The sequence below is a fragment of the Psychrobacter sp. AT9 genome (assembly GCF_047272965.1).
GTDB classification, from domain to species: Bacteria; Pseudomonadota; Gammaproteobacteria; order Pseudomonadales; family Moraxellaceae; genus Psychrobacter; species Psychrobacter glaciei.
This window is the reverse complement of sequence record NZ_JBKOTW010000001.1, coordinates 2,206,967-2,233,322: the sequence shown is the minus strand read 5'-3', so window position 1 is coordinate 2,233,322 and position 26,356 is coordinate 2,206,967. Positions and strand designations below refer to the sequence as shown.

The following is a 26,356-nucleotide window of genomic DNA, read 5'->3' as shown; positions in this document are numbered from 1 at the left end:
ATCAGTCAGGCAATTATTGATTGCGTAATTTTTTGAGACGAGCTTGAAGCTCCGCCAGTTTTTGGTTTTGTAATTGCAATTTACTAGTATAACCGTCAAGCATGTTGTTGGTTTTTGACAGGCGCTGTGCTTGTGACGCAGCTCCTTGTCTAGAGGCTTTGAGCGTTGCTAAGGTCTCTGTACTGAGACCATTGCCCGTGGCCGTTGCTGCTTTAGCATTATTGCCGTCGGCGTTGCCATTTTTATCAGTATTAGAACTAGGTGCGAGCACAGAAAAACGCGCTTTTGGTAATGTCTGGGTTTTAGTGGCGGCTGGCTTTTCAGGGCTTTCAGGGCTTTCAGGGTTTTGAGTTGCTTGAGTCGTCTCAGATGCTGCCTCAGTTGTGGTTTTAGCCGCTGGTTTTGGGGGCGCTGTTTTCTTGACGGTAGGGGTGTTTGCGCTCAGTCTATACTGTCTTTGAGCATTAATAGCCGCTTCCAAGTTTTGCTGTGATGGTACGACTTCATAATTGGGTAAGCTCAGCTTAGCATCCGCTTTTAGTTGATCTGCATCTTTATTGATAAAAGCATTCGGGTTTTGTGCCTGAATTTGTTTCATGACCGTTTGAACGTCTAGGTTATTTTTTTGGGCAATTTGCTGGGCAATAACCCATAAGCTATCGTTGCGCTGTACTTGATAGTCAACGGACGTGCTAATAGCGCGATTGGTTGCTGTGTTAATTGTAGCGGCAGTATTGCTGTTCACTGTAGGCGACATTGCGGCAACAGCGCTAGAGGGGATGCTGCCTGGTGCAGCAGTAGTAATTGGGCTATTAGAATCTGACTTTGCCATTGATGTATTGCTGGCAGCATTGTTATTCGGCATTGGCGATGCAGGAGCGTTGACTATGATGCCAGTACTGGTCTTATTGCTAGGCTGTATCTGTCTTGTGATTTGTATATTTAAAATATCAAACTGTTTGTCAGTGATTCCAGCAATTGTCTTATTATTATTTGCTGTTGTACTGTCAGCCATGCTTTTATTGATCATTACTTTGTTTTCGACAGGGTTGCTAGTTGCCTTGTCAACAGGACTGATATCTACAGCGCTAGCAGCCGTTGTCATGACGTTGTTGCTAGCATTCAAACGCCCATTATCCAAGCGACTTGGGGCATAAATAGGACGATTGCTCTGCGGTGCAGAGGTGGCTATTACTGGCAAGTTTGAGGTGACAGTCGCTGTCGCCGCTCTAGGTGTTGATATCAATGGCGGCGGCGCACCTTTTCTAACCGTCAACGGTTTGGCGTTGGTAGCTGAAATGATAGGCAGATTGGGTTTCTTTGCACCAGTCACGATATTTTTAGAAGGTTTGTTAAATGGCTTAATAGGTATGCTGTCATCAAGAGGCATGAGCAATGTCTTAGGAATGACATTGCGTTGACCTCCGTCATTAATGGCTAAGACCACATCGGCAAAAGGCTTAGAAACGGGCTGCGTGGTGTTGATCAAAACTTGCCCGCTGCTGGCTGACGTGGGTCTAAAACTCACCGTCATTGAATCCATTGGCGTAAGCCCCATTTGTTGATAAATAATAGGGTTCGCTAAGCTGGCTGAAAAGTCAGCGGCTTTAATGTCAGTCACTATTATACTGGCGGCTAAGGGCTCGTGCTGCGCAGAGGTTACGACAGTCTTACCGATCGTTGCTGCCTGCGCGCTAGACGATATAGCAATAGAGCCTATTGAATAAAGTAACGCCATCGACACCGCACAATTTACAGTAGTCAAGCGATGAGATAAATGACGAGACATGTGCAGCCCTTAGAGTGTGAGTTACTTGTGCTGTTATAACAAAATACGCTTTAGTTTACCAGTTTATTTCATAGACGTTACTTTTTAGTAGCTACTAAAAAGTAACGTTGACTAATAATGCCTAATAATGTTGCAACTTTAAAGGTATTACCTGATTTTTTTGTCAAGGAGCATCGCATCGCCATAACTAAAAAAGCGATATTCAGCTTGGATAGCATGTTGATACGCTTGTTCGATAGCGGCCTTGCCCGCAAATGCTGATACGAGCATCAATAGGGTAGACTTGGGTAAGTGAAAGTTAGTCAATAAACGATCTATGACTCCAAATTTAAATCCAGGATAGATAAAGATATCGGTGTCGCCTGACCAGCTAGCAAGTGCTTTGCCGTCAGCCGCTGTTTTTTGATACGCTGTTTCTAGTACGCGCGTCACCGTTGTGCCAATGGCAATGACTTGCTTGCCATTCGCATGGGTTTGATTGATAAGGTCGGCGGTCGGTTGCGGTAGATGCGCGTATTCGCTGTGCATGGTGTGGTTGAGCAAGTTATCTGTCTTTACAGGGGCAAAAGTACCAGCGCCAACGTGTAGCGTGACAAATGCTGTATTGATCCCTTTTGCTGCAAGTTTGCTTAATACACTCTCATCAAAATGCAGGCTGGCTGTGGGTGCGGCAACGCTGGCAAGTTTGGCTGGATCATGAAAGACCGTTTGGTAACGGGTATTGTCCGTGGCATCGGCATGACGCTCAAAGTAGGGCGGAATGGGCAATTCACCATAAAGCTCTAAATGAGGCAAAATAGGCGCGTCAAAGGCTAGGATAAATAAATTGTCTTGGCGACCAATCATCACGCAGCCCATATGACCATCCGCAAGCGCCAGTCTCTGACCAAGCTTGGGGGCTTTACTGGCTTTCACATGACAAAGCGCGACATGTGCTCTCGTAACTGGCTGCTCATCTGTCGTCATTAAGTGCAGAGTCGCTATGTCCAAATCCGAGATATTAACCAAACGTTCAATCAATACTTCAACCTTGCCACCGGTATCTTTTTGACCAAACAAGCGCGCTTTCATGACTTTGGTATCGTTAAATACGATCAAATCGCCTGCATTTAATAGATCAGGTAATTCAGCAAATAAACGATCTTCGGCTTGACTGACCCTATCACCATGATGGTCGGCAGGCAGATATAATAATTTTGAGGCAGAGCGTTCTGACAACGGGTAACGAGCAATCAGAGTATCTGGTAGCTCATAATCGTAATCGTCTACGCTTAAATAGTCTAATATATCAGCGTTTGTATCAGTATGAATGGCGGTATTACTATCGGCAGCTACAGGGCGAGAGTCAGTCATAATCAGTCTTTAAATAGATAGGAATTTTGGCGTAATTGTAGCAGAAATGAGCATATGAAGGGATAGTTTGCGAAAGGATAAACTGGTATAAAAGCTATTTTGATTATTCAAATAGCCTAAGCAATTACCATAAACAGTAAGATAGTAGCTTAATGCTTTAACACTAGAAATTCATTAGGTTATTCAAAAAGGTTTAACTGTGGCAGTAATTGCGTGGCAGGAGTTAATGAAGAATAAGTGACCCCAACCAACCTAATAGGAAGGTCACGTGGAATGTCTAAAAATAGCTTATCAAGCCAATAATGAGCAGAGTTAGCATTGGAGAATGCCGTCGATAAGGTATGTGAACGTGTAATTTGAGTAAAATCGGCATATTTTATTTTTAGGGTAATGGTATAAGCAATCAGCTGTTTTTTTTGCATTTGTCCAAACGCATCGTCATTTTGCTCGTAGATTTGGGCTCTTAGTGCGTCATTATCACTTAAATTGTCTCGGAATGTGGTCTCAGAACCCACAGATTTATGCGTTCGCTCAGATTTGACAGGGCGCTCATCACGACCATGAGCAATATCGTGATAAAACTGGCCGCGTTTACCAAACTCCTGCACCAATACGGCGGCTGGCATGCGTCGAAGATCAGCGCCATTGCTCACGCCCATCGCATGGAGGCGCGTAGCAGTTGCCTTACCAATACCGTGAAAACGCTCAATAGGTAGCGTACTGATAAACGCATCAGCATCGGCTGGGGTAATAATCGCTGTGCCATTCGGTTTGTTGATATCAGAAGCAATTTTTGCCAGCATCTTATTAAACGACACCCCAGCAGAGGCAGTTAATCCGGTCTGTTCTAAGATTTGCGCCCGTAGCCAATTAGCCATCAAAGTCGCAGAACCTTGCTGGAATTGCAAGCCAGTGACATCGAGATAAGCTTCATCTAGAGATAAGGGTTCAACATGCGGTGTCAAACGGTGCATGATACTGCGGATATCACTGCTGACAGCACGGTAGACATCAAAGCGTGGCCGCACAAACACCACTTCTGGACAGCGTTTGCGTGCCTCATAACAGGACATTGCAGAGCGCACACCAAATTTACGCACTTCATAGCTCGCCGCTGCCACCACACCGCGACCATTTGGGTCGCCGCCTACTACCAAGGGCTTGCCGCGTAACTCAGGAAAATCACGCTGTTCAACACTGGCATAAAAGGCATCCATGTCGATGTGAATAATTTTACGCGGGCTAGGGTTGATAGAAGCGGTCATGACCACTATTTTACCTGATATTATGGTTCTTTTACTATTGATTGTTAGGTATATGAATGAGTTACAGCGACGTTTTTGAACCTATTCATGCAAAAGGAATAACGGCAATCAGCAACTTTTATTTGAAGTTTTTAAGCGTTAATGTGCTTTTATTAATGCAGCTGTCTGTATCGACTATATATCAGTAAAGAGCTGCTGCATGAGTTATTGTTAGGCATAAAAAAACCTCCGATTAGGGAGGCTTTTTTATTTTAAAAATGGTACCAGTGGTCGGACTCGAACCGACACGCTTTATAGGCAACGGATTTTGAATCCGTCATGTCTACCAATTCCATCACACTGGCATGTTAGATAACAAAGTTTATAATGCGAACTTTATTGAATTGGGCTACAGGGTTAACTCTGTATAGGCTGCGTATTATAGCAGCCTATTTTTGAGCGTCAAGAATTATTTATAATAATCGTGCTTTTAATCAAATTAATCTTAACCGACAAACGCTCTTTCGACTGCATAGTCGGCTTGAACGCCCATGCGTGGTGACACAGTGAGACCGAAACCATCTAAAATCTCAGAGACTTCCGCATTAAACGGCATGCTGCCACATATCATGACACGGTCATCGTCTTTGTTAATTGGCGGTAAACCAATGTCTTCAAAGAGTTTGCCTGATCTCATCAAATCGGTAACGCGGCCTTGGTTTCTAAATTCTTCGCGAGTAACCGTTGGGTAATAAATAAACTTCTCGCGGAACCATTCACCGAAGATTTCATCGTTGGGCAGCTCATTTTCGAACATATCACGATAAGCCAAGTCATCGACATGGCGTACACCATGCACCATGATGACTTTATCAAAGCGTTCATAGACTTCAGGATCACGTGCCAAGGCCAAAAATGGCGCAAGCCCAGTACCGGTTGACAGCATATAAAGGTGTTTGGCTGGTAGTAGATCATCTAAGACGAGCGTGCCCGTGGGCTTTTTGCTGACCAACAGCTCATCGCCGACCTTGATATGCTGTAGGCGTGACGTCAAAGGACCATCTGGAACCTTGATAGAGAAGAACTCTAAATGATCTTCGTAGTTAGGGCTAGCAATCGAATAAGCGCGCAAGAGTGGTCTGCCATCGACAACGATACCAATCATCGCAAACTCGCCATTGCGAAAGCGCAAACCATCGTCACGTGTGGTTTTGATGCTAAATAAGGCATCATTCCAATGATGAACCTCTGTGACCGTTTCGGTGCGAAGTTTTGACATAAAGTCCTCGTTAATAAATCACTATTTTTATCGTTAAGTGTAAATGAGTATTAAATTGAAATTTTCAATGATATGTTTTGGGGGCTAACAATATATAAATGGGTAATCATCAAAATTGCTAATAACGGCTCATACTTTGAAATATCTGTTATCTATAAACCAATAAGGTGATGAATTTATGAATCAATTTATAGAGCGTTTTTCCACTTTCATACTAGGGCGTGTCCTCAATTCAACCGATAGCGATCTAAATGGGCTAAAAGTGGTTAAATCTTGCCAGACATCGTCAATTAGCTAGGTAATATCTCGATATTATCTGCGCTATTTTCCTTGTTTGACTGCTATTTACCTCACTTTTATCCTCATTTTTAAAATGAGGACACGCCCTAGTAATTGTACAGTAATAGCGAGGGTTTTTATCCCCATGAGCAATACCGCTATCGTATGAATGCAAGCTATTCTCAATAAATTTCTCGATCATAATACCAAACTTTAAAATAAAAATCTGTCTAGCGGCCGCTATGTAGCATGATAAAATGGAATATCGTTAGTGAGTAATTTTGTATGATTGGGCCAATTGTCTTGATAAAGGCCGTTTGCCATCATTGGAGTGGATATATGTCTGACCATAATGCATCTTTGGATGACCATCATCGAGCACCTATTATTGGCTATCATCGTGCGTCGCTTTCACAGAAGTTTGGCGCGCCAAGGCAACCGAATTTGGTGGCCTTGACCAGTGTGATTGAGATGCTAGCGCCTTATGACACGCCAGCGGCATTTATTGGTTTGGAAGCATTTAGTCATATTTGGATCAGTTGGCAGTTTCATCATAATTATGTGGATAAAACCAATCACGAGAGTAAAGATAAACAGGTAAATAAAGCAGACAGCCGCTTTCGCCCGCAAGTTCGACCACCAAGGCTTGGGGGCAATCAGAAAATAGGGGTATTTGCCAGTCGCAGTATGTACCGACCATCCGCTTTGGGATTGTCTGTGGTCAAGTTTGAGCGTATTGAAATAGTACAAGGTCGAGTGTTACTTATTATCAGCGGTGCTGATATGATAGATGGCACGCCCATTATCGATATCAAACCTTATGTGGCTTATAGTGATGCATTAGTGCATGCAAAAAGTGGCTTTGCGCCTTCTGCGCCCATGTCATTAGATGTGACTATAACGGAGTTTGCTTACCATCAATTTACACAAATGGTGGTCAATCAACAGCCTTATAAAGAACCTAGCGAACCATATACGGTAGCGGTAGTCATTGACAAGGTAAGAACGCAACTCATACGATCTGACCTCGATGCTATCAAAGCATTGATTGCACAAGATCCACGTCCTGCCTATCGCCGTGAGGAAGTAAATAAACAGTTTGTTATGCGCTATAAGTGTGTCGATATCAGTTTTCAGTTAATAGAATCGGGACAGTTGCAGATCACGGACGTTGTAGCAGTGGTTTTGTAGCGTGAGAGAGTAGCGCGTTCTGTATGTCGTTTTTATCTATACCAATTTATCGACATTATAAAACGGTTGGTTTGCAAAAAAAATCTAATAAAAGAAGAAAAATATGTCTGCTCAAAAGTATTCGATCGTGATTGATTTGCGTTGGTGCCTAGATGAATTATTGGCGGATAAGGTGATTGATCAGCGTGGCTACAATTTGGTGATTACCAGTCGCCGTGATAAGGCGCAGCATCCGCTCCTAACGATTAGTGAATTTGGCTTACCCAATGGACATGCTTTGGATAATGAGCAACAACAGAAATTGACACTGCCATGGCTCAATGAATGGTTGGCTGTCAAAGCAGATATGCCGCTCGTACGTATTGATCCTTTAAAAGTTGATGTGCCAGCCGTCACGCAGTTGATGTCTTTTGAATATGCCCGCTCGCAGCATATTTTGCCGATTGAGGTGACGATTGATGAAGTGATCATCGGCACCGACCAGCCTTTTTATAGTGATTGGCATGGCAATATTGAAAAGCTTATTAAGTCTAAAAACTTTCGTACGGTATTTATCAATCCTGAACAGATCAACCGCTATCGGCAAGAGTTCTATCAAGTCACGCAAGCGATTGCAGGAGCAAATAGCATCCACAAGCGGGCGGCGGCGGATGTCACCAATGTCGAGGCATTATTGCAATTGGGTGACAATACCAACCCTGATGCCAATGACCAACATATTGTCAAAGTCGTCGATTGGTTGTTGCAATATGCCTTTGAGCAGCGCGCCAGTGATATCCACTTAGAGCCTCGCCGTGAGACCGGAAAAGTGCGTTTTCGTATTGATGGCGTGTTGCATACCGTCTACGAGATGCCGCTGGCGATTATCGTCGCGGTGACGGCGCGGATTAAAATCTTAGGACGACTCAATGTGGCAGAAAAGCGCAAACCACAAGATGGACGGCTGAAAACCCGTACGCCAAAGGGTCTAGAAACTGAGCTGCGTCTATCGACGATGCCGACTGCCTTTGGCGAAAAGCTGGTCATGCGGGTATTTGACCCCGAAGTGCTGGTGCGCTCGTTTGCTCAGCTTGGTTTGTCAGGTAAGCAGCTTGATACTTGGCATGAGCTGACTGCGCATCCAAACGGCATTATCTTGGTCACTGGTCCGACTGGCTCAGGTAAGACCACGACGTTGTACAGTACGCTTAAGCAGCTCGCCACTGAGCAGGTCAACGTCTGTACGATTGAAGACCCGATCGAGATGATTGAGCCAGCCTTTAACCAAATGCAGGTGAATCCAGGGGTTGATTTGCACTTCGCTGATGGTATTCGCTCGTTGATGCGGCAAGATCCAGACATCATTATGGTTGGTGAGATTCGCGATGCTGAGACTGCCAATATGGCGGTGCAAGCATCACTGACTGGGCACTTGGTGCTCTCGACGTTGCATACCAATGATGCGCCAAGTTCACTCACTCGCTTGCATGATTTGGGCATTCAGCCGTTTTTAACCTCAGCGACCATATTAGGCGTCATGGCACAGCGTCTACTACGGACATTATGTCCGCACTGCAAAAAAGCGCTGGATGTGACTGCAGATAGTGAAATTGCAATTCAATGGCAGGAATTGGTTCAGCCTTGGCGCGCGCCCGTGCCAGCACAAATTTATATAGCGCAGGGCTGCGAGCATTGCCGTCATACAGGCTATCAAGGTCGAATCGGTCTGTATGAAATTATGCCGCTATCGAATGAGCTCAAAAAACTGGTCGCCGCTGATGCCAATTTGGACGTGCTAAAGCAGCAAGCGTATCGCGAAGGTGTGCAGCCGTTGCGCTTATCGGGCGCAAAGCGCATCAGTGAAGGCGTGACGACCTTAGAAGAGGTGATGCGAGTGGTGCCATTGCATTGACCTTAAATAGCCAATGCTCGCTGTGGTAAAACGTCGCTTTATGACTTGATTATTTAACGCTCCCAGCGTACATTTTGGCGAATAATTTTGGCTGGTGTACCAGCAATCATGCAATTGGGCGTCTCGACTGGTTTATTGACAAATGCCCCAGCTGCAATGATACAACCGCTGGCGATAGAGACGTTTTTAGAGATGGTCACATTGGCGGCAATCCAAATATGGTCTCCTAAAATGACGTCTGTATGTGCCTTATTCACTCGCGCGTTAGTGTCTATATCATAGACCTTGTGAACGTCAGTCGCTCGAATTTCGATACCACGTGATATCATGCATGATTGACCAATGGTCACACTTTTATCGCGAGCCAAAATATAGCAATCAATAGCGGTAGTATGATGACCGATATAAATATGCAGATGATTACCGACAATCAATAATTGCCCCGAAAACTTAACGTGCTCTCCAATCGTGACTTGATTATGGTTGCCATTGATGTCAATTTTTAACTGATTAAATTTGCCACCCTGACCGATAGTGATTTGATTGTCATGGCCTTTGCGAATGGTAATGGTCGAATTACCAATGATGCGTGCGTCTTTAGCAATACTAATATGATTATCGTGCCCTTTATCTTGTAATAAAAACCGCTTTTTGTATAACCGTTTGGGTAACAATGCTTTTATGATCGGAGAAAGGCCGATGGTTTTTTTGTGGTTCATAATAAAAGGCTTATGAGAAGTGAGTAGAAGGCGTAATGTTTTCGCTAGCGCATGGCTTTTATGGTTGGTTAATTGTCTTTATATCAAGGCTCATGTCAAGGCTCATGTCAAAACTATAGTCAGTTTTGATACCGTTTCAGACACGATTAACCATACCTTTGATAGTGTACCGCTAAACTTTACTTGAAAACAGCTGCCTTTGGGACAATAGATACGACTGTTACTAATATGATTGTTACCAATACGACTGTCACTTTGAAGACTTATCCCTAATATTTTTATTTATTCATTTTTATTAACGAGAGTGTTTATGTTTACTGATAGCCATTGCCATCTTAATCGTCTAGATTTAACCAAGTATGATGGTCAATTGTCTGGTGCGATTGACGCAATGAAAGCCGCCAATGTCACTCGGGCAATGGCGATTATGTGTGATTTTGCTGAATATGATGAGATTGCCCATATCGTCAGCACCTATGGCGATGAGATGCTAAATCTTGGTATGAGCGTCGGTATCCATCCTTGTGAAGATATCAGTATTTTGCAATCAGCGACGGTCGAGCGTTTGATCGAAACGGCTGATGCCGACCATGTATGGGCGATTGGGGAAACGGGGCTGGATTATTATTGGTCAACGGAAAACAAAAAAGAGCAGCAAGCCAGCCTTGCCCGTCATATTCATGCCAGTCAAAGTTTAAAAAAACCACTCGTCATACATATGCGCGATGCCAAAGAAGATACGATTGATATCTTAAAGGCGGAAGGCGCTGAGCACGGCATCATTCATTGCTTTACCGAAGATTGGGAGACAGCCAAGCGGGCACTAGATTTAGGGTTTTATATCTCATTCTCAGGTATTGTCAGTTTCAAAAGCGCACAAACCATCAAAGATGCCGCAAAAAACATGCCTAGAGACCGACTGCTTATCGAAACCGACAGTCCTTATCTAGCACCTGTACCTAAGCGTGGTAAACCCAACGAGCCAGCCTATGTGCCCTACGTGGCAAGTTGTTTGGCAGATATGTATGGTTGTAGTAGTGATGAGGTTGGGGCATTGACCGCAAAAAACTTTGAAAATTTACTGGCACAGTACCATTAAAATCGTTATGCTATGACCACTCAGTCATTTATTAGATAGTCTTATTACTTTACGCTATTTGTACTTATTATCCCGAGCGTAAGCATATGATTATTAATGACTATTTAGCAAACATAAGCATATCTCCTTTGGTGGTTTTCGAGTAGACTTTGTATGACCTCATACACTTGTCACCGACGCACTAATCCATTCGAGGGTCATATGTTTAATCTTGTCAGGTTTTAGGAGAGATTATGAGTCGTCAGCATCAGTTCAAGGCACGAGAAGAAAATATCTTAGCGATGGCAGAGCAATTGCTACTTGAGTCAGGCGATGGTGATATCACTTTAGACAGTTTGGCGGATCAGCTGGACTTAGCTAAAGGGACGCTATATAAGCATTTCTCCAGTAAAGATGAGCTCTATTTGCGTATTATTATTCGCTATGAAGAGCAACTGTTTGAGATTAATCGAATTGATGATTGTCCGTCGGCAGGCGTTGCTCGTATGATTTTTCAGCAACTGTTTAATCCACAAAAAGCCATGCTACTCAATCAAATCGAAGAGCGTTTAGCAGCATCGGTGACGGGTCTCAATCGCTTATTTGGTGAGCTGTATGATATTCGCCGTCAGCGTATGAAGCGTCTGATTGATATCATCAGTGCTTATTTAAGGGATGAGCACAGTAACTTGAGTACGCGTGACTATTTGTCCTCTATTTGGGCGATGGGTCAAGGCGGTGCGGGACTATTAAACTCAAGCTTTTATCAGCGTTATTTGGGTCGCCGTGATACCCTGCGTTATGCTTTTGTCCAGCAAATGCTTGAGTTGCCTAGTCATTATCCTGCCGACGACGAAGAAGTCATGGATGAAGATATGCAAGAGCTGGTAGAGCAAATTGATACTGAGTCAGAAGAACATCGCAATACCAATTACTAGGGCCTGTAGGTGTTTAGATAAATTTAAAAGCATCCGTGTTGTAATATTCTTATTGCAACACGCCAAAGTTGCCAAGGTTTGAGTGATGAGAACTCTCAAGAAATTACGCTCTGTGTAAGCCTACTATATCTATCACTCTGCTATGTTTACCACTTTATATAACAGACCCTAATCATAGGCCAATAGGTGCAATATGCCGGTCACTGCTAAGACTCAGTCCAGTTCAGTGGTCGCTTGCCATTTAGGCTTAGCAAGTCAACACTTACTACATACTGAAAAGGCTAATAGTTCGGTCGCTCGTACCGGCTGCAATGTCGCTATAGTAAAAACTCCTCCCGTTTTATCCTCTAAAATATCAAAAATCACCCATGCTCAAGCTGGTTTTACCCTCGTTGAAATCGTGGTAGTGGTGGTGATTCTGTCCATCTTTGCTGGCATGATGAGCTTGTCAGTTGGTAGTAGTGAGTCCCGAAAAAACCGTGCCTTTTATGAACACCTTACCGATTCATTGAGTTATGTTCGATTATTATCAGCTGAGCGTATGCAGCCGATGGGCTTAAGCTTACAAGCAAATAAACAGAGTCAAGTAAATCCGGTCATTGTCACCTTATCGAATCCTTATATTGCCTATCAAACCGCTGATATCACCTCAGACGGTAAGGACAGCCGTCCCAAAAATGCTATGGAATTGTCTACAGATTTGTCGGGTACGAAAGGCGAAATACCAACGCCAAGTTGGGAGATTGAACCAGAAGTCACGTTACCTGAAATGCCTGATGGGGTTAGTTTGAGTGTGCAAAGCTTAGATGCTGGCAACGCTATAAATGCAGGACAGAATCAGACGCTACAGCCTTGGTTTACCGATCAGACGGTACCTCAAATACTCTGGTTTGGCACCGGGCAAGCAACGCCTGTAACGATCGAAGTACGTCATAATTCGCGTTTGGTGGGTGAGGTAATTACCATCATGCCGGACGGTAGTATGTCGTTAGGACAAGGACTGTAGCTGATGGTTAAGTTATCAAAATTGCCTATCAATTCGGCTACTAGGCCTAGCGATAGGCCTAGCGAAGATACCTTTTTGAAGTCGACACGCGAAAGCGGTTTTACCTTGATTGAAGTGATGGTCGCATTAGCGATTTTAGCTGTCGTCGCTGTCGCTGCTAGCCGTGCCAGCAGTGCGTATCTCAGCTCGGTTGATGTGTTGCGTACCCGTACGCTGGCTCATTTCGTTGCTCAAAATGCGTCGGCTGATCTACAGATTCAAGAGACATGGCTGACCGCTAATAGCAGCCAAACGCTTAATGCGCAAGGTCGGGATTGGCAAGTAGTGATGACAGTCGGCGATACCATTACCCCAGCATTGAAACAAGTTACTATCGCTGTCGCGCCTATTATCGATGGACAGACAGGCAACACAGTGACGGATATTAAGGTGCTGTTAAGTAATACCGAACAGGATGTGGGTAGTTTGGATTTAGCGAACCCAAATTCAAGTGGAGGTAATCCGTGAGACAGCAGCGCGGCTTTACCTTACTTGAGCTGATGGTCGCTATGGCAATATTTGCGATGCTGGCAGTGGCTGGTTGGCAAGTGTTTGATAGTGTGAACCGCGCCCGTGAACGCGCACAATTTCATGCTGATAATCTGGCTGTCTTGCAATATGCCTATTTGCAGCTACAACAAGATATGGGGCAAATTATCCCTTATCAGTTACCCACGACGCAAGATGCCCGTGCTCAAGATATCAGTGTCGCAAATAGTGGCAACGAAAGCAGCCAAGACAATGCGATAGAGCCTGAGCCTTTTATGAGCCTAGATGGCGAGCGTGTCAGCTTCGTACGCTTTGCAGATCCTGACCCACGCTACCAAACTAGTACGAGTATGCAGCACGTCGAATATATTTTTGCCGATGAGCGCTTGATTCGCCGTCAATATACCAGCCTCGCAACGGGGCCTGATAGCGTTAGTTTGGATAGCGTACTGTTGGAAGGGGTGACCGCAGCACGCTGGCAGGCCTATTTACCAGAGATAGCGACGAAGTTCCCTGACGAAAATAATAGCAGTAATAACAACAATACGAATAGCGCCTCTGGGCAAGCGACTAATACAGCGAGTAGCCAAGCTGAGGCTAAGTTATTACCAAAAGGTATTGCCGTCAGCTTCACTTATCAAGATATGCCTATCACTTGGCAATGGGCACTTGCGCCGCAGCCATTCCCTCGTAGTAGTATGCAAAATACACCTAGTAGTAAAAGTGATAACAGCAACGATAATGGCAGTAATGACGATAATACTAATGGTAGCAATACTGCTAACGCTGGTGTGGGCAATGCTAATTTATAAGGTATTGAAAATGTGCCCTTGTACCAATCAGAGAGGTCGCTTATGTCAATGACAGCGCATTCTCAGCGCGGGGTAGCGCTGCTGACTATATTGCTACTGGTGGTTAGTATTACGGTGGTCGCAGGGGCGATGCTTGCCAGTCAAAAAATTGCTATCAGGCGTAGTGGCTTATTATTTGATCAGAATCAGTTATTACAAGACATTAACGCCGGTCAGCAGTTGGCAGTCACCTTGATTCGTGCGGATGATAAGCTCAATGATACGGATAGCGAGCAAGATATTTGGGCGCAGCCAATACCGCCTTATGCCTTAGATAATCATAGCATTAGCATCGAACTGCGCGACGAGGCCAGTCGTTTTAATATCAATAACTTATATCAGAATGGTGCGGTTAATACGGCAGCCTTGGCTGTCTTTCAAAGACTCTTAACACAATTAAACCTAGAGCCCGATATCGCTATTGCGGTACTGGATTATCAAGATGCAGATGGTGAAGTCTATCAAGATGGCGGTGATGAGAGCGTGGTATATTCGCAGCAGCGCAGCGGGGCAGTAGATAGGACATTACCGAACCAGCCATTTCTTAGCATCGATCAGCTACAAGACGTTCGAGGAATAGGCGCTGAAGTATTGTCGGCGCTACGCCCTTACATTACTGCCGTCCCTTATTATGTGCCTATCAATGTCAATACCGCCAGCCCTGAATTGCTGGCGTCTTTGGTGGACGGTGTGACTAGCGAGCAGATGCGTGGGTTGACCGAGATGAGGCGCAAGCAGGTCTTGCCATCTATTGATGAATTATGGCAATTGCCACAATTGGGAGGCATTAATGCAGAGCAGCGAGCAGCATTAACGCCATTGTTAGCCGTTGACAGTCAAGCGTTTATGGCGCTTATCACGGCGACAGATAGTGCGAATACTGGTCAAACACGGCAACGTTTTGCTACTGTCTTGATTAGCAAAGCTGCCACTGATGATGGTGAGACCGACAATAGTAGTGCTGCTAATAGCGATGCTAATAGCAATGATAAAAATGGCAACGATGCCAACAGTGCGGGTAATAACGATAAGAGCAAAACAGCGAAGTCAATCAAAGTTATTACGCAGCGTCTGTGGGCATTTCGGCCGAGTTTTTAATCCGCACTCAAAGGTTTTGGAGATTGCTTAGTCGTCGCTCAGGCGAGTCTCTTCAGTAGACTTCCAGTTATATGCGCCATAAAACAACATTTGTGCTTGACGAGTACAGTTATGCAGCATCAGCTGTTTCTTTTTTTCAATTTCAGACAAATCAGCTTCGTCATCATGATCTTCAGTATACGTCAGCTCTAACCAGTCGATAATCCAAGAAAAAAACATATTAACCCCTGCTTCAGCCAGTAAGCGTAAATCATAGGCATCAATATGAGTAAAGGCGGGCTGTAAAGCCAAATCTTCTGCTAAGCTTTGCCCATGCTTTTTGATCAATTCATTAATGGCCTTGCGCACGGCCTCTGAACCACCATAGCGTTCGCTGACCAAAAACTGCCAATAACAAGGCTGCTCGCTGACCATATATAAAAACAGCTGAATACTCTTGGCGATTTGGCGATCAAAGCTGCGCCTACGGCCAATTTGTAAACTGTCGCTTAATATAGCGAGTGTCCCGCCCAATTCTTCAACCACCAGCGCCCGCCCAAGCGATTCCATATCATCGAAATGTCGATAAAATGCCGTTGGCACGACACCAACCTCACGTGTCACCTGCCTGAGACTGATGGAGCTAAAAGACTGCCCTGTCATACAGAGATCGAGCACGGCATTAAAAAAGGCGTGCCTGGTTTGAAGTTTCTTTTGTTCGCGACTGCTCATAATATTTCAAAATTATCCGATAGAGGTTTATCATACTCACTTCAGCGCAGAAATACGACTGAAATACGCAACTTGTGTTAATTTATGGTCAAAGCCATTTATAGTGAGTATCGGGCAATTAAGCGCAAATATTACACTGAGTACATTGGGTGAGATGAACGCTCTGACCGTTTCTAAAATGAGGACGCGTTTTAGACCATCGTACTCCAATGACCTTGTAGCTCCTGCGCCAATCTATATGCCTCATGATCATTCATCCCAGTAATAAAGTCCAATATATTTAAAATATTGTGATAGATATTATCGGATAGTACCCGTCGATGCTCATCGAGGTGCGGTTGGAGGAGTTTTTGCAGTCGCTGCTGCTCAAATGACATCGGGGCAGTTTTTGCGTTTGTCCAAGCCAATGGTATAAAGGCATCTAAGAGGCGATGCAAGCATTGGTTCGCCATCAATTCCATCCGCACTTTGCTTGGGTGATTGAATATTTGCTCACGCGCCAATTGTTTGGCTTTATTAATACCATTTTGCACATTTGCATCACAATGTGCAAATAGACTGCCTTGCAGTGTACCAGCCAGCAAGGCCTCGCTATTAGCGACAAAAGCGTCGGTGACAGTGTTGACCAAGCGCATCATCGCGCGCGCTCGAAGTGATGCTAGACTTTGCCTGACAGACATATGCGCTGGCAAGCTCACGCTACTAGGACGCTCACCAATCAACTCATAAAATATCGTGGCGACCTCGCTATAGGTTAGCATATTCAGGTTAATACCATCTTCTAAATCTATCAGCGCATAGCAGATATCATCTGCAGCCTCCAATAGATAGGCGAGGGGATGGCGCGCAAAACCATCATGTTGCTGCGAGCGTGGTAGGCTCAGACACGCTGCCAATTCTTCTAACTGAGAGGCTTCACTATAAAAGCAGCCAAATTTTTGTACATTGGTGAGCGAATTACTTGGGGAAGTGCTTTCAGAAACATGATTGCTATGCGTCGCTAGCCAAGGGTATTTCATAAAGGCACCCAACGTCGCGCAAGTGAGGCGCATACCGCCCTTATCAGGATGATGCTCATTACGGGCGAGTAGCCGAAACCCTTGCGCATTGCCTTCGTATGCCAGTAAGTCTAATTGCTCATTATTACTCAGATTTTGCAAAATAGCCTGACGATCAGGATGCATAAACCAATCGCGAATGGCGTATTCTCCTGCATGACCAAAAGGCGGATTACCAATATCATGAGCGAGGCAGGCTGCTTGAACAATGACCCCGACATCGGCTGGCGAGACGCCTGCTGGTAGACCACTGGCTAATTTATCATGCAGTTTTTCTGCCGCCATTATTCCTAATGAGCGTCCAATACATGAGACCTCAAGCGAATGAGTTAGACGCGTATGAATACCTAGCTGATTGGTCAATGGATGGACTTGGGTTTTTTGATTGAGCTGCCGAAAAGAGTGCGAAAACACCAGTCGGTCATAGTCTTTATGAAAGGATGAGCGCGCGCTGTCTTGCGCTGGAGCTTTTTTGTGGCTGCCCAAGCGCTGCGCACTAAATAGTTGTGCCCAATGTGCACTGCTGTTAAGCGATTGATAAATATGAGCCGTCATAGTTTATAATCCGTTATTTTTATCATTATTTTAATAATTGTTTTCAGCGGATTTGCTGTTTTTGAAGATAACAGACGTTATTATAATGAAAAAAGCCAGCACAAAGGCTGACTTTTGGTTGTTCTCTACTAAGACTGTGTAAACACGCAATTCGCTTTATTAAACTTTGAGCGTTAAACGTTAAAGCGGAAATGCATCACATCGCCATCTTGCACGATGTATGTTTTGCCTTCCAGACGCGATTTACCAGCCGCTGCTGCGCCTTTTTCACCGTTGTGCTCGATGAAATCATCATAAGCAATGACTTCGGCACGAATGAAACCGCGCTCAAAATCAGTATGAATCACACCAGCAGCTTGCGGTGCGGTTGCGCCAATAGCGACAGTCCAAGCACGTACTTCTTTGACACCAGCAGTGAAGTAAGTCTGCATATCCAGTAAGTCATAACCACCGCGAATGACTTGATCAAGACCGGCTTCTTCCATATTCATCTCAGCTAGGAAGTCTTTTTTGTCGTCTTCATCAAGCTGTGCAATTTCAGATTCGATTTGGTTGCATAGGGCGATGACGATAGAATCTTCACCAGTGGCATAGTTGCGTACTGCATCTAGATAAGGGTTGTTTTCAAAGCCATCTTCAGAGACGTTAGCGATATACATGGTTGGCTTTAGGGTAATCAAACCATAGCTTCTGATGAGTTTTTTCTCATCGCTATCAAGGTTTGCCGCGCGAGCCGCTTGACCGTCTGCTAACAATGGTTCGATTTTTTTGAATACATCAAGCATGGCGCTAGCGTCTTTATCGCCGCCTTTGGCTTTTTTGGTTAAGTTAAACACAGCGCGCTCAACGGCTTCTAAATCCGCCAATGCCAATTCAGTATTGATGGTTTCGATGTCATCAATAGGGCTAACGCGACCATCAACGTGAACGACGTTGTCATCATCAAAACAGCGTACTACGTGAGCAATCGCATCGGTCTCACGAATATTGGCTAGGAACTGGTTACCCATGCCTTCGCCTTTTGACGCGCCTGCGACTAGACCTGCGATATCCACAAACTCCATCGTCGTCGGTAGTACACGTTCAGGATTGACGATATCAGCCAGTTTCTTTAGGCGTAGGTCTGGTACTGGTACAATACCCGTGTTGGGATCTTTGGTACAAAACGGAAAGTTTTCAGCGGCGATACCCGCTTTGGTCAAGGCGTTAAACAAGGTGGATTTACCCACGTTTGGTAGGCCGACGATGCCGCAATTAAAACCCATAACATGCTCTCAATATATGAATAAAATCAGTTGGTACTTAGTTAATATAAGACTTGCTACTTAGTCCCCATAGAACTTAGTAATTAGTCATTATAAAACTTAGCTAAATGGTAAATCAAAATTGGGCATATTGTAGCAAATTTACCGGAATAGGGGTGAGGTTGTTGTGCGGTATACTAAGATTTTGTCCGAGTCTGTCCTAGTCATCGCCAGCAATTTTGCTGTTTTATCAATTATGGTAAGCTGTACTATAAAATAATAATTTGGCCGACAAGCGCATTAAAGGTGAGTACCTATAACTCGCTAAACTTTACTAACAATCTTAATCATTAACAGCAAAAATCATTAACATCAAAATCTATTAGCTAAATCTATTAGCTAAATCTCTGAACTGCTACGTATTAGGTGCTTTATACAGATAAAGGCGGCTAAAATAAAATGAAAGGCAAATTCCTATAATGACACCCACTATTTTTGACACGCACCGCTACCACTATCCGCAGAACTTTATGGAGATTAAGCCCAAGCTTGCGCGTCTTGAAAAAGCGATTAAAAAGTTAGAAGCCAATCTAATCGACGCTGATGATGCTGCAAATGTTGCGCTGCTGAAGAAAAGATTAAATAGTGATTTAGGCTTAAAAGTAGATTACGCCAGTGAGCTCAATCCTGACCAATTGTTAGCAGCCACTACTATCGATGGCAAGGTATTGGTCATCGCTGGTGCTGGCTCTGGTAAGACCAAAACCTTAACGTATCGCACCAGTTATCTATTAGAGAATGGTGTGCCTCCTAAGCAAATATTGCTACTGACCTTTACTCGAAAAGCCGCCAATGAGATTAAGAGTCGCGCGAAAACCTTGCTCACTAACACCTTATCTGACGAGCAGTTATCCGAGGATGTTTTTCCGACCAGTAAAGCGCTAAACGATATCACCAGTGGCACCTTTCACTCGTTTTGCAGTAGGCTGCTGCGTCAATATTCAGGGCTACTGGGTATCAATCCTCGCTTCACGATTCTAGATACGGGGGATGCTGAGGACGCGATTGACTTGATTTATAAAGAAAAGAAGTACCCAGCGCAAACTAAGAAACAAGCATTTCCACGCAAGAAAACCTTACAGAATATTTTCTCAACCTCTAGAAATCGGCGCATTCCTATTCGTAATTTGATCGAAGATAATTATCCTGATATTGCTATTCATATTCCTATCATTGAGCAATTGGCTGTCGACTTTCATGAGTATAAACGCGCCAATCATTTGTATGATTTTGACGATATTATCAGCCAAGTAGTACGTCATCTAAAGTCTAACGACAAATTCCGTCAGCTGCTACAAGAAAACTATCGCTACATTATGGTCGATGAGTATCAAGATACGAATATTCCGCAAAAGCAGCTGATTGATCTTATCTGTGCACCAGTCTCGGTCTCGCTGATGGTGGTCGGTGATGATAATCAAAGTATTTATGCGTTTCGCGGCGCTAATTACGAGAATATCTTGCTCTTCGGTGAGACTTATCCTGAGGCGAGTCTCATTAAGCTTGAGCAAAACTATCGTAGTACGCCTGCTGTTTTAAATTATATCAATGCTTTGTCCGCGCAAATCACATTAGGGTATCAAAAGCAGCTGTATTCAAACGCGAGCATAACGGGCAACAAACCAACCTTTAGCCGTTTAAGTGATGAAACGAAAGAGGCCAAATATATAGCCGATAAGATTATCGAGCACAAGACAGACTACGATTACAACGATTTTGCAGTACTGTGCCGCACGTCTTTTCAGTCTAATTATGTACAGTTAGAATTTATGGAGCGTCATATTCCATTTATCGTGGTAGGGGGTATTAAGTTCGTTGAGCGCCGTCATGTCAAAGATGTCTTAGCTTTTATAAAAATTCTTTATAATCCTAATGATACCATTGCTTGGCATCGAATTTTGACCTTGTTCCAAGGAGTTGGGGCAGTCACCGCGACGCGTTTGACTCAAGCGATTAATGCGGATAACAATTCTTTTGAGCCACTGCTACTACCTAAATTTGCTAAAAAAAGCCCTCAGCTTGAACCTTTATATGCCGCACTAACTAAATCCCAAAAAGCGGAGTCTCTTGAGACTATCATTGAGCTGATTTTAGGTTTTTATATTCCTATCCTAAAAACAATTGAAGAGAATTGGCGTGAGCGTAGTGAGGATTTTCGGGTGCTCAAAAATTTGGCAACAGAGCACAGCAGCCTTGATGATTTCTTAGAAAATTTGGCACTCGATCCGCCCAATGATTCGGTAGCGACAACCAGTCAATCTGAAAAAGAAAGTAAAGATAAAGTCACTATCTCGACTATCCACAGTGCTAAAGGGTTGGAGTGGCCAGTGGTGTTTGTCAATTCATTGGTCGATGGTATTACGCCGCATCATCGCTCGCTAGATGACTTTGAAGAGTTGGAAGAGGAGCGAAAATTATTTTATGTCGCCTGTAGTCGTGCGAAGACCAGACTATATCTAACCGCACCTGATTACTTCGCCAGTTATTCAGGTTATTTCGATAAGCCATCAAGATTTATCGCGGAGCTGTCAGCAGATGAAGTTGAGGTTAAAAGCTCTAAAAAACTGTTAGAGACGCTGGCGAGTGATGATCCGGTGTGGTGGTGATGTTTGAAGTGTATTACCGCTACAGGGCGTGCCATCAATTAGCACATTGATACATTGCCTGTTCCCTTACCGATACGCATAATGGCAGAGCGATATTTCTCTAAATATGCTCTAACGTTTGGCATTACATTTTCGGCGACTTTTAGTCATGCTCTTTTGATATTTAGCGTATAGATGAGCTTTTGTCTCAGCCTAAAAGGTGGTTTTAATAAATGACTGCATGAGCCTATCGTTGAAGTATAAGCAAATACATAGAATTTAAGTAAGCTCCAGATCTACTTCAAATTTTCCATAAACTGTACCTTGCTAATCAGCATCTCTGTTTTCAGCCAGTTTTTGAATATCACCTTTCTTTCATCTTCGTAAAAAGGGTAATAGGACAATAAATGATAAGAAGAACTGTCCGCTACGGGAGGATGTACCAATTCTAAAAATTCATGTGAGATTTCTTTTTCCACCATAAATATTGAAACAATAGCTGTTCCTAAACCAGCTAAACATCCCTCAATACACAAATAGAAATGCTCTAACACCATGTGTTCGTAAGATAAAATGTCACTACTCACCAACTTAGACTTGTTTATGTGTTGCCATAAATTTGGTCGAGAAGAAGTAAGTAAAAGCGTATTTGTCTGTTCGGTTCTAGTGTTGCGAACAGCCACTATGTATTCTTCAATAATTTTCTCATGAAATATATTCTTGTCTCATTCAAAATCGTTTCTGCGCAAGGCAATATCGATAGATTTCCCTTGAAAGTCTACGATTCCACCGCCCGTCAGTAATACAATTTCAAAGCCATAGTTTAGTGAGTTAAATTCAGCCAAACGCGGTATCAACCATTTCATAGAAATTGTAGGTTCGCAGGATAGTACCAATTGTTTCTTTTTATATTGTTGATTCTTCAAATCGACAAGGCAATCGTCTAATTTTGCAAAAACTTGCTGGCAACAGGTGAAAAGTAAGCTGCCATTGGATGTAAGTACGAGCTTCTTGTTCACTCTATCAAATAAAATAAGACCTAAAGCATCTTCCAGATTTTTAATCTGTTTGCTCACTGCGCTCTGTGTCACAAACAATTTTTGAGATGCTAACGTCACGCTACCATGCTGTGCAACGTAATAAAAAAACTTTAGCGAATTTAACGATATCTTTTCTATCATGCCAAAAACTCATAAATACTCATGTAAATAAATCAATTTTAGTTTACTAATAAATATAGGAAGATACAACTAAATTGAATAACTACATGAGGTAAGTGTGAAAAACACAGTAAATATAGCTAATAGAAGCATAGAGATAGACAAATGACAGAATTTTTAGCCGTTATTATGATTACCATTCTTGCTGTCATCAGTCCAGGCGCTGATTTCGCTATTGTGACCAAAAATAGCTACTTATATGGGCGCTCTATTGGTGTATTAACTTCTATTGGTATAGCGTTAGGAGTATTAGTCCATGTCGCTTATACCTTGTTAGCCGTTGCCATTGTAATGGAGTTTGCGCCCAATTTTTTGACTATCATAAAATATCTTGGTGCGTTTTATCTCATTTATATTGGGTATAAAACATTTATACAAAAGCCTGTAAAGGATGTAGGTTCTTCTACCTGCATCAGTTCTGCACAAGCGTTACGATATGGTTTCTTTACGAACGCCTTGAATCCTAAGACTACCTTGTTTGTTATTAGCACTTATACACAAATTGTTAGCGCTATCACCCCAAAGTCTATTTTGATCGGTTACGGGCTGTTTATGTCGGTAGCTCATTTCATATGGTTTGCTTTAGTGGCTTTATTATTCTCTCAGCGTACTCTAAGAGAAAAAATGTTAAATAAACAAGTAGCGATTAATCGAGTCATTGGTTTCATATTAGGGTTGTTAGGTGTGTTTTTGCTCTTTACAAACTTAAACTAAGGATAGTCAAAATGAATAAAATAGCCTTTATCGATATGGAAGGTGTCTTAGTCCCAGAAATATGGAAGTTTTTAGCTAAGCGCCTAGATATATCTGAGCTTAGCATCACAACAAGGGAAGTAGAGGATTATCAAAAACTGATGATATATCGCATAGCTGTTCTAGAAAAATATCAGATCACGCTACCAAAAATACAAAGTATTATCGGGCAACTTAATCCAATTGAAGGAGCAAAAGAGTTTCTACAAACATTAAAGATGAAAGGTTTTGAGATTAAGATTGTGTCAGACTGCTTTCATGAATTAATTGAAGGATTCTTGCAGCAGCTCGAAGTTCCAATGGATACTGTATATTGTCATCGTTTACAGATTGATAATGCAGGCTATGTTAATAAAGTGTTGTACAGTCGCGAACATGGTAAACATGAGATTATAGAAAAATATCCTTTATCATTGGGAAATAGTATGGCAATAGGCGATGCATTTAATGATTTTACGATGCTAAGCGCAGTCACTCATGGATACTTATTTTCACCATCGAAAGAAGTTGTAGAGAAAGCCTTACCTATGTTTAATATCGTGAATAGCTATCAGGAGATTATTGACTCTATTAGGACGTGTCCCCAACCTGAACGAAAGAGCCTAAAAACGGCTAAATCTTGCCAAACTGCGTCAGACAGCTAGTCAATATCTCGATATCATCTGAGCTACTTTCCTTGTTTGGCTGCAATTTATCTTATTTTAAGCCTTACAGTTTAAATGGTGACACGCCATAATATAAAAACTGTTTATATAGCTTTATAGGTAAAAGATCTTTTAAATTCGTTTACCTTAATTATTTTACTAAAAACATTATAATGTGCTTCCGATAAATTCGGGGCAGATTATAGTGTTTTTGGTACATGGTTTCCTCAGATTTAAATTATTTGCGTTTGCTTATGAAGTTAAGAGAAAGAATGGCCTGACAATTAGTTGACTAATTTCATAGTTTGACAGCCTGATTCCGCACTGAATGTTCATTTAATAACCCTGTTATTCCTACTAATTTAATTTCTGTTAGAATCCTATAACCAAAAGTATTAGATAACAAAAAAGTCCGTCAGATAAGGGTTTAAAATTTGTCCTAATGCGTTACTATTACCACCTAATTCTGTTAGACCCTTATATTTGATACTCTGTATTAACACCCTAAAAAAAGGATAGGTTATGCGCTATGAAGTGATCGTTATCGGTGCAGGCATGGTTGGCACCTCAGTTGCGTGGCATCTACAAAAAAATAGTTCACAAGTACTGATGTTAGATAAGAAGTTACCAGGGTCAGAGACCTCATATGGTAATGCTGGGTTGATTCAGCGTGAAGCCATTCATACCCATCCTTTTCCTCGTCAATTGACTGAAATGATCAGAGTATTACCGAACCAAGGCACTGACATTCGTTATCGCATACCAGCGATTCTGCGTTACCATCAAGCGTTATTGCAGTACTGGAAATACTCTGTACCTGCGACTGTCAAACAAATCGAATCAGAGTGGCAGACGCTGATCGCGCATTGTACTAGTGAGCATCAGACAATGATTTCAGCATCTGGTGCTGACGAGCTCATCACGCGTGATGGCTGGTTACAGTTGCATCGTTCTGAAGAGACGTTTAAAGAAGCCCAGGCGTCAGCCATTGATGCTCGCAACCAAGGTGTCGAACATAACGTCCTAAACCTTAAAGAACTAAAAGCAATGGAACCTAGTGCCAATTTTGAAGGTTTCGTTGGAGCGATTCATTGGAAGAACTCTTGGCAAGTATCGAACCCAAGCTCGCTAGTCAAAGCGTATGCGAAAAACTTCCAAGAGATGGGCGGCACTATCAAAGAAAGCGATGTCAAAGAAATCGTACAAGACGGCGAAGGTTGGAAAGTTATCACTGATAACGATACGTACTATAGTGATAAATTGGTCATCGCCGCGGGTCCTTGGTCGAACGACTTGATTAAACCACTTGGTTATAATCTGCCATTATTCCCAATGCGTGGCTATCATCAGCATTTCAAAGTGACGGAAAAAAACACCATCAATCACAGTATGTTTGATATGGACAAAGGCTTTGTGATGGGGCCGATGCAGCAAGGTATCCGTATCACGACGGGCGCTGAGATGACGACGATGGATGCGCCAAAGAATTTTGGACAATTAAAAACCGTATTGAAGCTGGCTCGTAAAATCTTACCATTAGAAGACGCGGTAGAAAGTGAAGCTTGGGCAGGATCACGTCCTTGTATGCCTGATATGAAGCCAGTCATTGGTCCCGCGGATAAGCATGACAAATTATGGTTTGCGTTTGGTCACAGTCATCAAGGTTTTACTCTAGGGCCTATGACAGGGCGTCTCGTTGAAGAGATGATTCATGATAAGCCATTATTGGTAGATGTTGCACCATTTAGCGCCCAGCGTTTTTCGAAATAATAGTGCATTTGATAGATTTAGCACAGACTTAAATCAATAATTTGAAGGTATATAAAATGATCAAAAAACTACACAGCACTCAACGCATGAGCAGAATTGTCGTCCACAACCAGACCGTATATTTGTGTGGTCAAGTGGGCAATGCAGAAGACGATATCAAAGCACAAACTTTGACGTGTTTAGAAAAAATCCAAACGCTGCTAGAAGAAGTCGGTAGTGATAAATCAAAACTACTATCAGTGACGGTTTGGATCAAAGACATGGCGGATTTTGCAGCAATGAATGAAGTCTATGATAAATGGTTTGAAGGCATTCAGCCTCCAGCTCGTGCTTGTGGCGAGTCAGCACTAGCACGTCCTGAGCTATTGGTTGAGATGATCGCTATCGCTGCTGAATAGTAGACTGAACGTAATATTTGTATTAAACGAAAAGGACATGATAGCGATATCATGTCCTTTTTTATGTTGTGCTCAATATATGCACAGGCTTTAATGCTATGGTCGATAACCAGC

The 26,356-nt window shown here is 43.0% G+C and carries 21 protein-coding genes, 1 tRNA gene and 1 pseudogene; 13 read left to right on the top strand and 10 right to left on the bottom strand.

Annotation, left to right across the window (positions count from 1 at the left end):
- Positions 1-13: 13 nt before the first annotated feature.
- The 5 genes from ACMFL8_RS09285 to ACMFL8_RS09265 form a co-directional block, all read right to left on the bottom strand.
- Complete coding sequence (locus ACMFL8_RS09285; RefSeq protein ID WP_413190774.1) at positions 14-1,789, bottom strand: FimV family protein; 1,776 nt, start codon at positions 1,787-1,789, stop codon at positions 14-16.
- Positions 1,790-1,936: 147 nt separating this feature from the next.
- Positions 1,937-3,142, bottom strand: a complete 1,206-nt coding sequence (queA, locus tag ACMFL8_RS09280; protein ID WP_413190773.1) for a tRNA preQ1(34) S-adenosylmethionine ribosyltransferase-isomerase QueA — start codon at positions 3,140-3,142, stop codon at positions 1,937-1,939.
- A 179-nt stretch (positions 3,143-3,321) separates the two neighbouring features.
- Positions 3,322-4,407, bottom strand: coding sequence for a DNA polymerase IV (gene dinB, locus ACMFL8_RS09275; RefSeq protein WP_194618899.1), 1,086 nt, complete (start codon positions 4,405-4,407; stop codon positions 3,322-3,324).
- Between the two features lie 258 nt (positions 4,408-4,665).
- A tRNA-Leu gene (locus ACMFL8_RS09270) sits at positions 4,666-4,751 on the bottom strand.
- A gap of 140 nt (positions 4,752-4,891) precedes the next feature.
- The gene (locus ACMFL8_RS09265; protein WP_010199805.1) at positions 4,892-5,665 is read right to left on the bottom strand and encodes a ferredoxin--NADP reductase; all 774 of its coding nucleotides are present in this window, start codon (positions 5,663-5,665) and stop codon (positions 4,892-4,894) included.
- A 618-nt stretch (positions 5,666-6,283) separates the two neighbouring features.
- On the opposite strand from ACMFL8_RS09265, the gene tsaA reads away from it, so the two are divergent.
- Complete coding sequence (tsaA, locus tag ACMFL8_RS09260) at positions 6,284-7,135, top strand: tRNA (N6-threonylcarbamoyladenosine(37)-N6)-methyltransferase TrmO (protein ID WP_413190772.1); 852 nt, start codon at positions 6,284-6,286, stop codon at positions 7,133-7,135.
- 103 nt (positions 7,136-7,238) lie between these two features.
- A complete protein-coding gene (locus ACMFL8_RS09255; RefSeq protein ID WP_413190771.1) occupies positions 7,239-9,026 on the top strand; it encodes a GspE/PulE family protein in 1,788 nt (595 codons plus the stop codon).
- Between the two features lie 53 nt (positions 9,027-9,079).
- On the opposite strand, the gene ACMFL8_RS09250 is transcribed toward ACMFL8_RS09255, so the two are convergent.
- Entirely contained in the window at positions 9,080-9,745 is a 666-nt protein-coding gene (locus tag ACMFL8_RS09250) for an acyltransferase (RefSeq protein ID WP_413190770.1), read from the bottom strand.
- Between the two features lie 310 nt (positions 9,746-10,055).
- Here ACMFL8_RS09250 and ACMFL8_RS09245 point away from each other — a divergent pair, with 310 nt between their 5' ends.
- From ACMFL8_RS09245 to gspK, 6 genes are all read left to right on the top strand, one after another.
- Positions 10,056-10,844: a TatD family hydrolase gene (locus tag ACMFL8_RS09245; RefSeq protein WP_413190769.1), complete on the top strand. Its 789-nt coding sequence runs from the start codon at positions 10,056-10,058 to the stop codon at positions 10,842-10,844.
- 233 nt (positions 10,845-11,077) lie between these two features.
- Positions 11,078-11,761, top strand: a complete 684-nt coding sequence (locus ACMFL8_RS09240) for a TetR/AcrR family transcriptional regulator (protein WP_194618893.1) — start codon at positions 11,078-11,080, stop codon at positions 11,759-11,761.
- A 193-nt stretch (positions 11,762-11,954) separates the two neighbouring features.
- Positions 11,955-12,767, top strand: coding sequence for a prepilin-type N-terminal cleavage/methylation domain-containing protein (locus ACMFL8_RS09235; RefSeq protein ID WP_413190768.1), 813 nt, complete (start codon positions 11,955-11,957; stop codon positions 12,765-12,767).
- 3 nt (positions 12,768-12,770) lie between these two features.
- Positions 12,771-13,274 carry a type II secretion system minor pseudopilin GspI gene (gene gspI, locus ACMFL8_RS09230; RefSeq protein ID WP_413190767.1) on the top strand — a complete coding sequence of 168 codons (504 nt, stop codon included), beginning with the start codon at positions 12,771-12,773 and terminating at the stop codon, positions 13,272-13,274.
- Entirely contained in the window at positions 13,271-14,107 is an 837-nt protein-coding gene (gene gspJ / locus ACMFL8_RS09225) for a type II secretion system minor pseudopilin GspJ (protein ID WP_413190766.1), read from the top strand. The genes gspI and gspJ overlap by 4 nt, the downstream gene beginning before the upstream one ends.
- A gap of 42 nt (positions 14,108-14,149) precedes the next feature.
- Positions 14,150-15,244 carry a type II secretion system minor pseudopilin GspK gene (gspK, locus tag ACMFL8_RS09220; protein WP_413190765.1) on the top strand — a complete coding sequence of 365 codons (1,095 nt, stop codon included), beginning with the start codon at positions 14,150-14,152 and terminating at the stop codon, positions 15,242-15,244.
- Positions 15,245-15,271: 27 nt separating this feature from the next.
- Here the strand turns inward: gspK and ACMFL8_RS09215 are convergent, their stop codons facing one another.
- The 3 genes from ACMFL8_RS09215 to ychF all read right to left on the bottom strand — a co-directional run bounded on the left by ACMFL8_RS09215 (position 15,272) and on the right by ychF (position 18,833).
- Positions 15,272-15,955 (bottom strand): TetR family transcriptional regulator, encoded by a 684-nt coding sequence (locus ACMFL8_RS09215; RefSeq protein ID WP_026037055.1) that lies wholly within the window; start codon positions 15,953-15,955, stop codon positions 15,272-15,274.
- Positions 15,956-16,146: 191 nt separating this feature from the next.
- Positions 16,147-17,568, bottom strand: coding sequence for a deoxyguanosinetriphosphate triphosphohydrolase (locus ACMFL8_RS09210; protein WP_413190764.1), 1,422 nt, complete (start codon positions 17,566-17,568; stop codon positions 16,147-16,149).
- 173 nt (positions 17,569-17,741) lie between these two features.
- Complete coding sequence (gene ychF / locus ACMFL8_RS09205; RefSeq protein ID WP_189581133.1) at positions 17,742-18,833, bottom strand: redox-regulated ATPase YchF; 1,092 nt, start codon at positions 18,831-18,833, stop codon at positions 17,742-17,744.
- Positions 18,834-19,291: 458 nt separating this feature from the next.
- On the opposite strand from ychF, the gene ACMFL8_RS09200 reads away from it, so the two are divergent.
- Entirely contained in the window at positions 19,292-21,478 is a 2,187-nt protein-coding gene (locus ACMFL8_RS09200) for an ATP-dependent helicase (protein WP_413190763.1), read from the top strand.
- A 275-nt stretch (positions 21,479-21,753) separates the two neighbouring features.
- Here ACMFL8_RS09200 and ACMFL8_RS09195 read toward each other — a convergent pair.
- Positions 21,754-22,638 (bottom strand): annotated as a pseudogene (locus ACMFL8_RS09195) (LysR family transcriptional regulator).
- A 144-nt stretch (positions 22,639-22,782) separates the two neighbouring features.
- On the opposite strand from ACMFL8_RS09195, the gene ACMFL8_RS09190 reads away from it, so the two are divergent.
- The 4 genes from ACMFL8_RS09190 to ACMFL8_RS09175 all read left to right on the top strand — a co-directional run bounded on the left by ACMFL8_RS09190 (position 22,783) and on the right by ACMFL8_RS09175 (position 26,242).
- Positions 22,783-23,391, top strand: coding sequence for a LysE family translocator (locus tag ACMFL8_RS09190; protein WP_210539789.1), 609 nt, complete (start codon positions 22,783-22,785; stop codon positions 23,389-23,391).
- Between the two features lie 11 nt (positions 23,392-23,402).
- Positions 23,403-24,074: a bifunctional phosphoserine phosphatase/homoserine phosphotransferase ThrH gene (gene thrH / locus ACMFL8_RS09185; RefSeq protein WP_413190762.1), complete on the top strand. Its 672-nt coding sequence runs from the start codon at positions 23,403-23,405 to the stop codon at positions 24,072-24,074.
- Between the two features lie 522 nt (positions 24,075-24,596).
- Positions 24,597-25,844, top strand: coding sequence for an NAD(P)/FAD-dependent oxidoreductase (locus tag ACMFL8_RS09180; protein WP_413190761.1), 1,248 nt, complete (start codon positions 24,597-24,599; stop codon positions 25,842-25,844).
- Positions 25,845-25,903: 59 nt separating this feature from the next.
- Positions 25,904-26,242, top strand: a complete 339-nt coding sequence (locus tag ACMFL8_RS09175; protein WP_040642715.1) for a RidA family protein — start codon at positions 25,904-25,906, stop codon at positions 26,240-26,242.
- The last annotated feature ends 114 nt before the right edge of the window (positions 26,243-26,356 follow it).

What these genes read in the sequence shown, in the direction of transcription:
- ACMFL8_RS09265 (WP_010199805.1), bottom strand. Translation starts at nt 5,665, where the DNA reads ATGTCAAAACTTCGCACCGAAACGGTCACAGAGGTTCATCATTGGAAT.
- ACMFL8_RS09285 (WP_413190774.1), bottom strand. Translation starts at nt 1,789, where the DNA reads ATGTCTCGTCATTTATCTCATCGCTTGACTACTGTAAATTGTGCGGTG.
- ACMFL8_RS09180 (WP_413190761.1), top strand. Translation starts at nt 24,597, where the DNA reads ATGCGCTATGAAGTGATCGTTATCGGTGCAGGCATGGTTGGCACCTCA.
- ACMFL8_RS09255 (WP_413190771.1), top strand. Translation starts at nt 7,239, where the DNA reads ATGTCTGCTCAAAAGTATTCGATCGTGATTGATTTGCGTTGGTGCCTA.
- tsaA (WP_413190772.1), top strand. Translation starts at nt 6,284, where the DNA reads ATGTCTGACCATAATGCATCTTTGGATGACCATCATCGAGCACCTATT.
- ACMFL8_RS09240 (WP_194618893.1), top strand. Translation starts at nt 11,078, where the DNA reads ATGAGTCGTCAGCATCAGTTCAAGGCACGAGAAGAAAATATCTTAGCG.
- queA (WP_413190773.1), bottom strand. Translation starts at nt 3,142, where the DNA reads ATGACTGACTCTCGCCCTGTAGCTGCCGATAGTAATACCGCCATTCAT.
- ychF (WP_189581133.1), bottom strand. Translation starts at nt 18,833, where the DNA reads ATGGGTTTTAATTGCGGCATCGTCGGCCTACCAAACGTGGGTAAATCC.
- ACMFL8_RS09215 (WP_026037055.1), bottom strand. Translation starts at nt 15,955, where the DNA reads ATGAGCAGTCGCGAACAAAAGAAACTTCAAACCAGGCACGCCTTTTTT.
- ACMFL8_RS09210 (WP_413190764.1), bottom strand. Translation starts at nt 17,568, where the DNA reads ATGACGGCTCATATTTATCAATCGCTTAACAGCAGTGCACATTGGGCA.
- thrH (WP_413190762.1), top strand. Translation starts at nt 23,403, where the DNA reads ATGAATAAAATAGCCTTTATCGATATGGAAGGTGTCTTAGTCCCAGAA.
- gspI (WP_413190767.1), top strand. Translation starts at nt 12,771, where the DNA reads ATGGTTAAGTTATCAAAATTGCCTATCAATTCGGCTACTAGGCCTAGC.
- gspK (WP_413190765.1), top strand. Translation starts at nt 14,150, where the DNA reads ATGTCAATGACAGCGCATTCTCAGCGCGGGGTAGCGCTGCTGACTATA.
- dinB (WP_194618899.1), bottom strand. Translation starts at nt 4,407, where the DNA reads ATGACCGCTTCTATCAACCCTAGCCCGCGTAAAATTATTCACATCGAC.
- ACMFL8_RS09235 (WP_413190768.1), top strand. Translation starts at nt 11,955, where the DNA reads ATGCCGGTCACTGCTAAGACTCAGTCCAGTTCAGTGGTCGCTTGCCAT.
- ACMFL8_RS09190 (WP_210539789.1), top strand. Translation starts at nt 22,783, where the DNA reads ATGACAGAATTTTTAGCCGTTATTATGATTACCATTCTTGCTGTCATC.
- ACMFL8_RS09245 (WP_413190769.1), top strand. Translation starts at nt 10,056, where the DNA reads ATGTTTACTGATAGCCATTGCCATCTTAATCGTCTAGATTTAACCAAG.
- ACMFL8_RS09200 (WP_413190763.1), top strand. Translation starts at nt 19,292, where the DNA reads ATGACACCCACTATTTTTGACACGCACCGCTACCACTATCCGCAGAAC.
- ACMFL8_RS09250 (WP_413190770.1), bottom strand. Translation starts at nt 9,745, where the DNA reads ATGAACCACAAAAAAACCATCGGCCTTTCTCCGATCATAAAAGCATTG.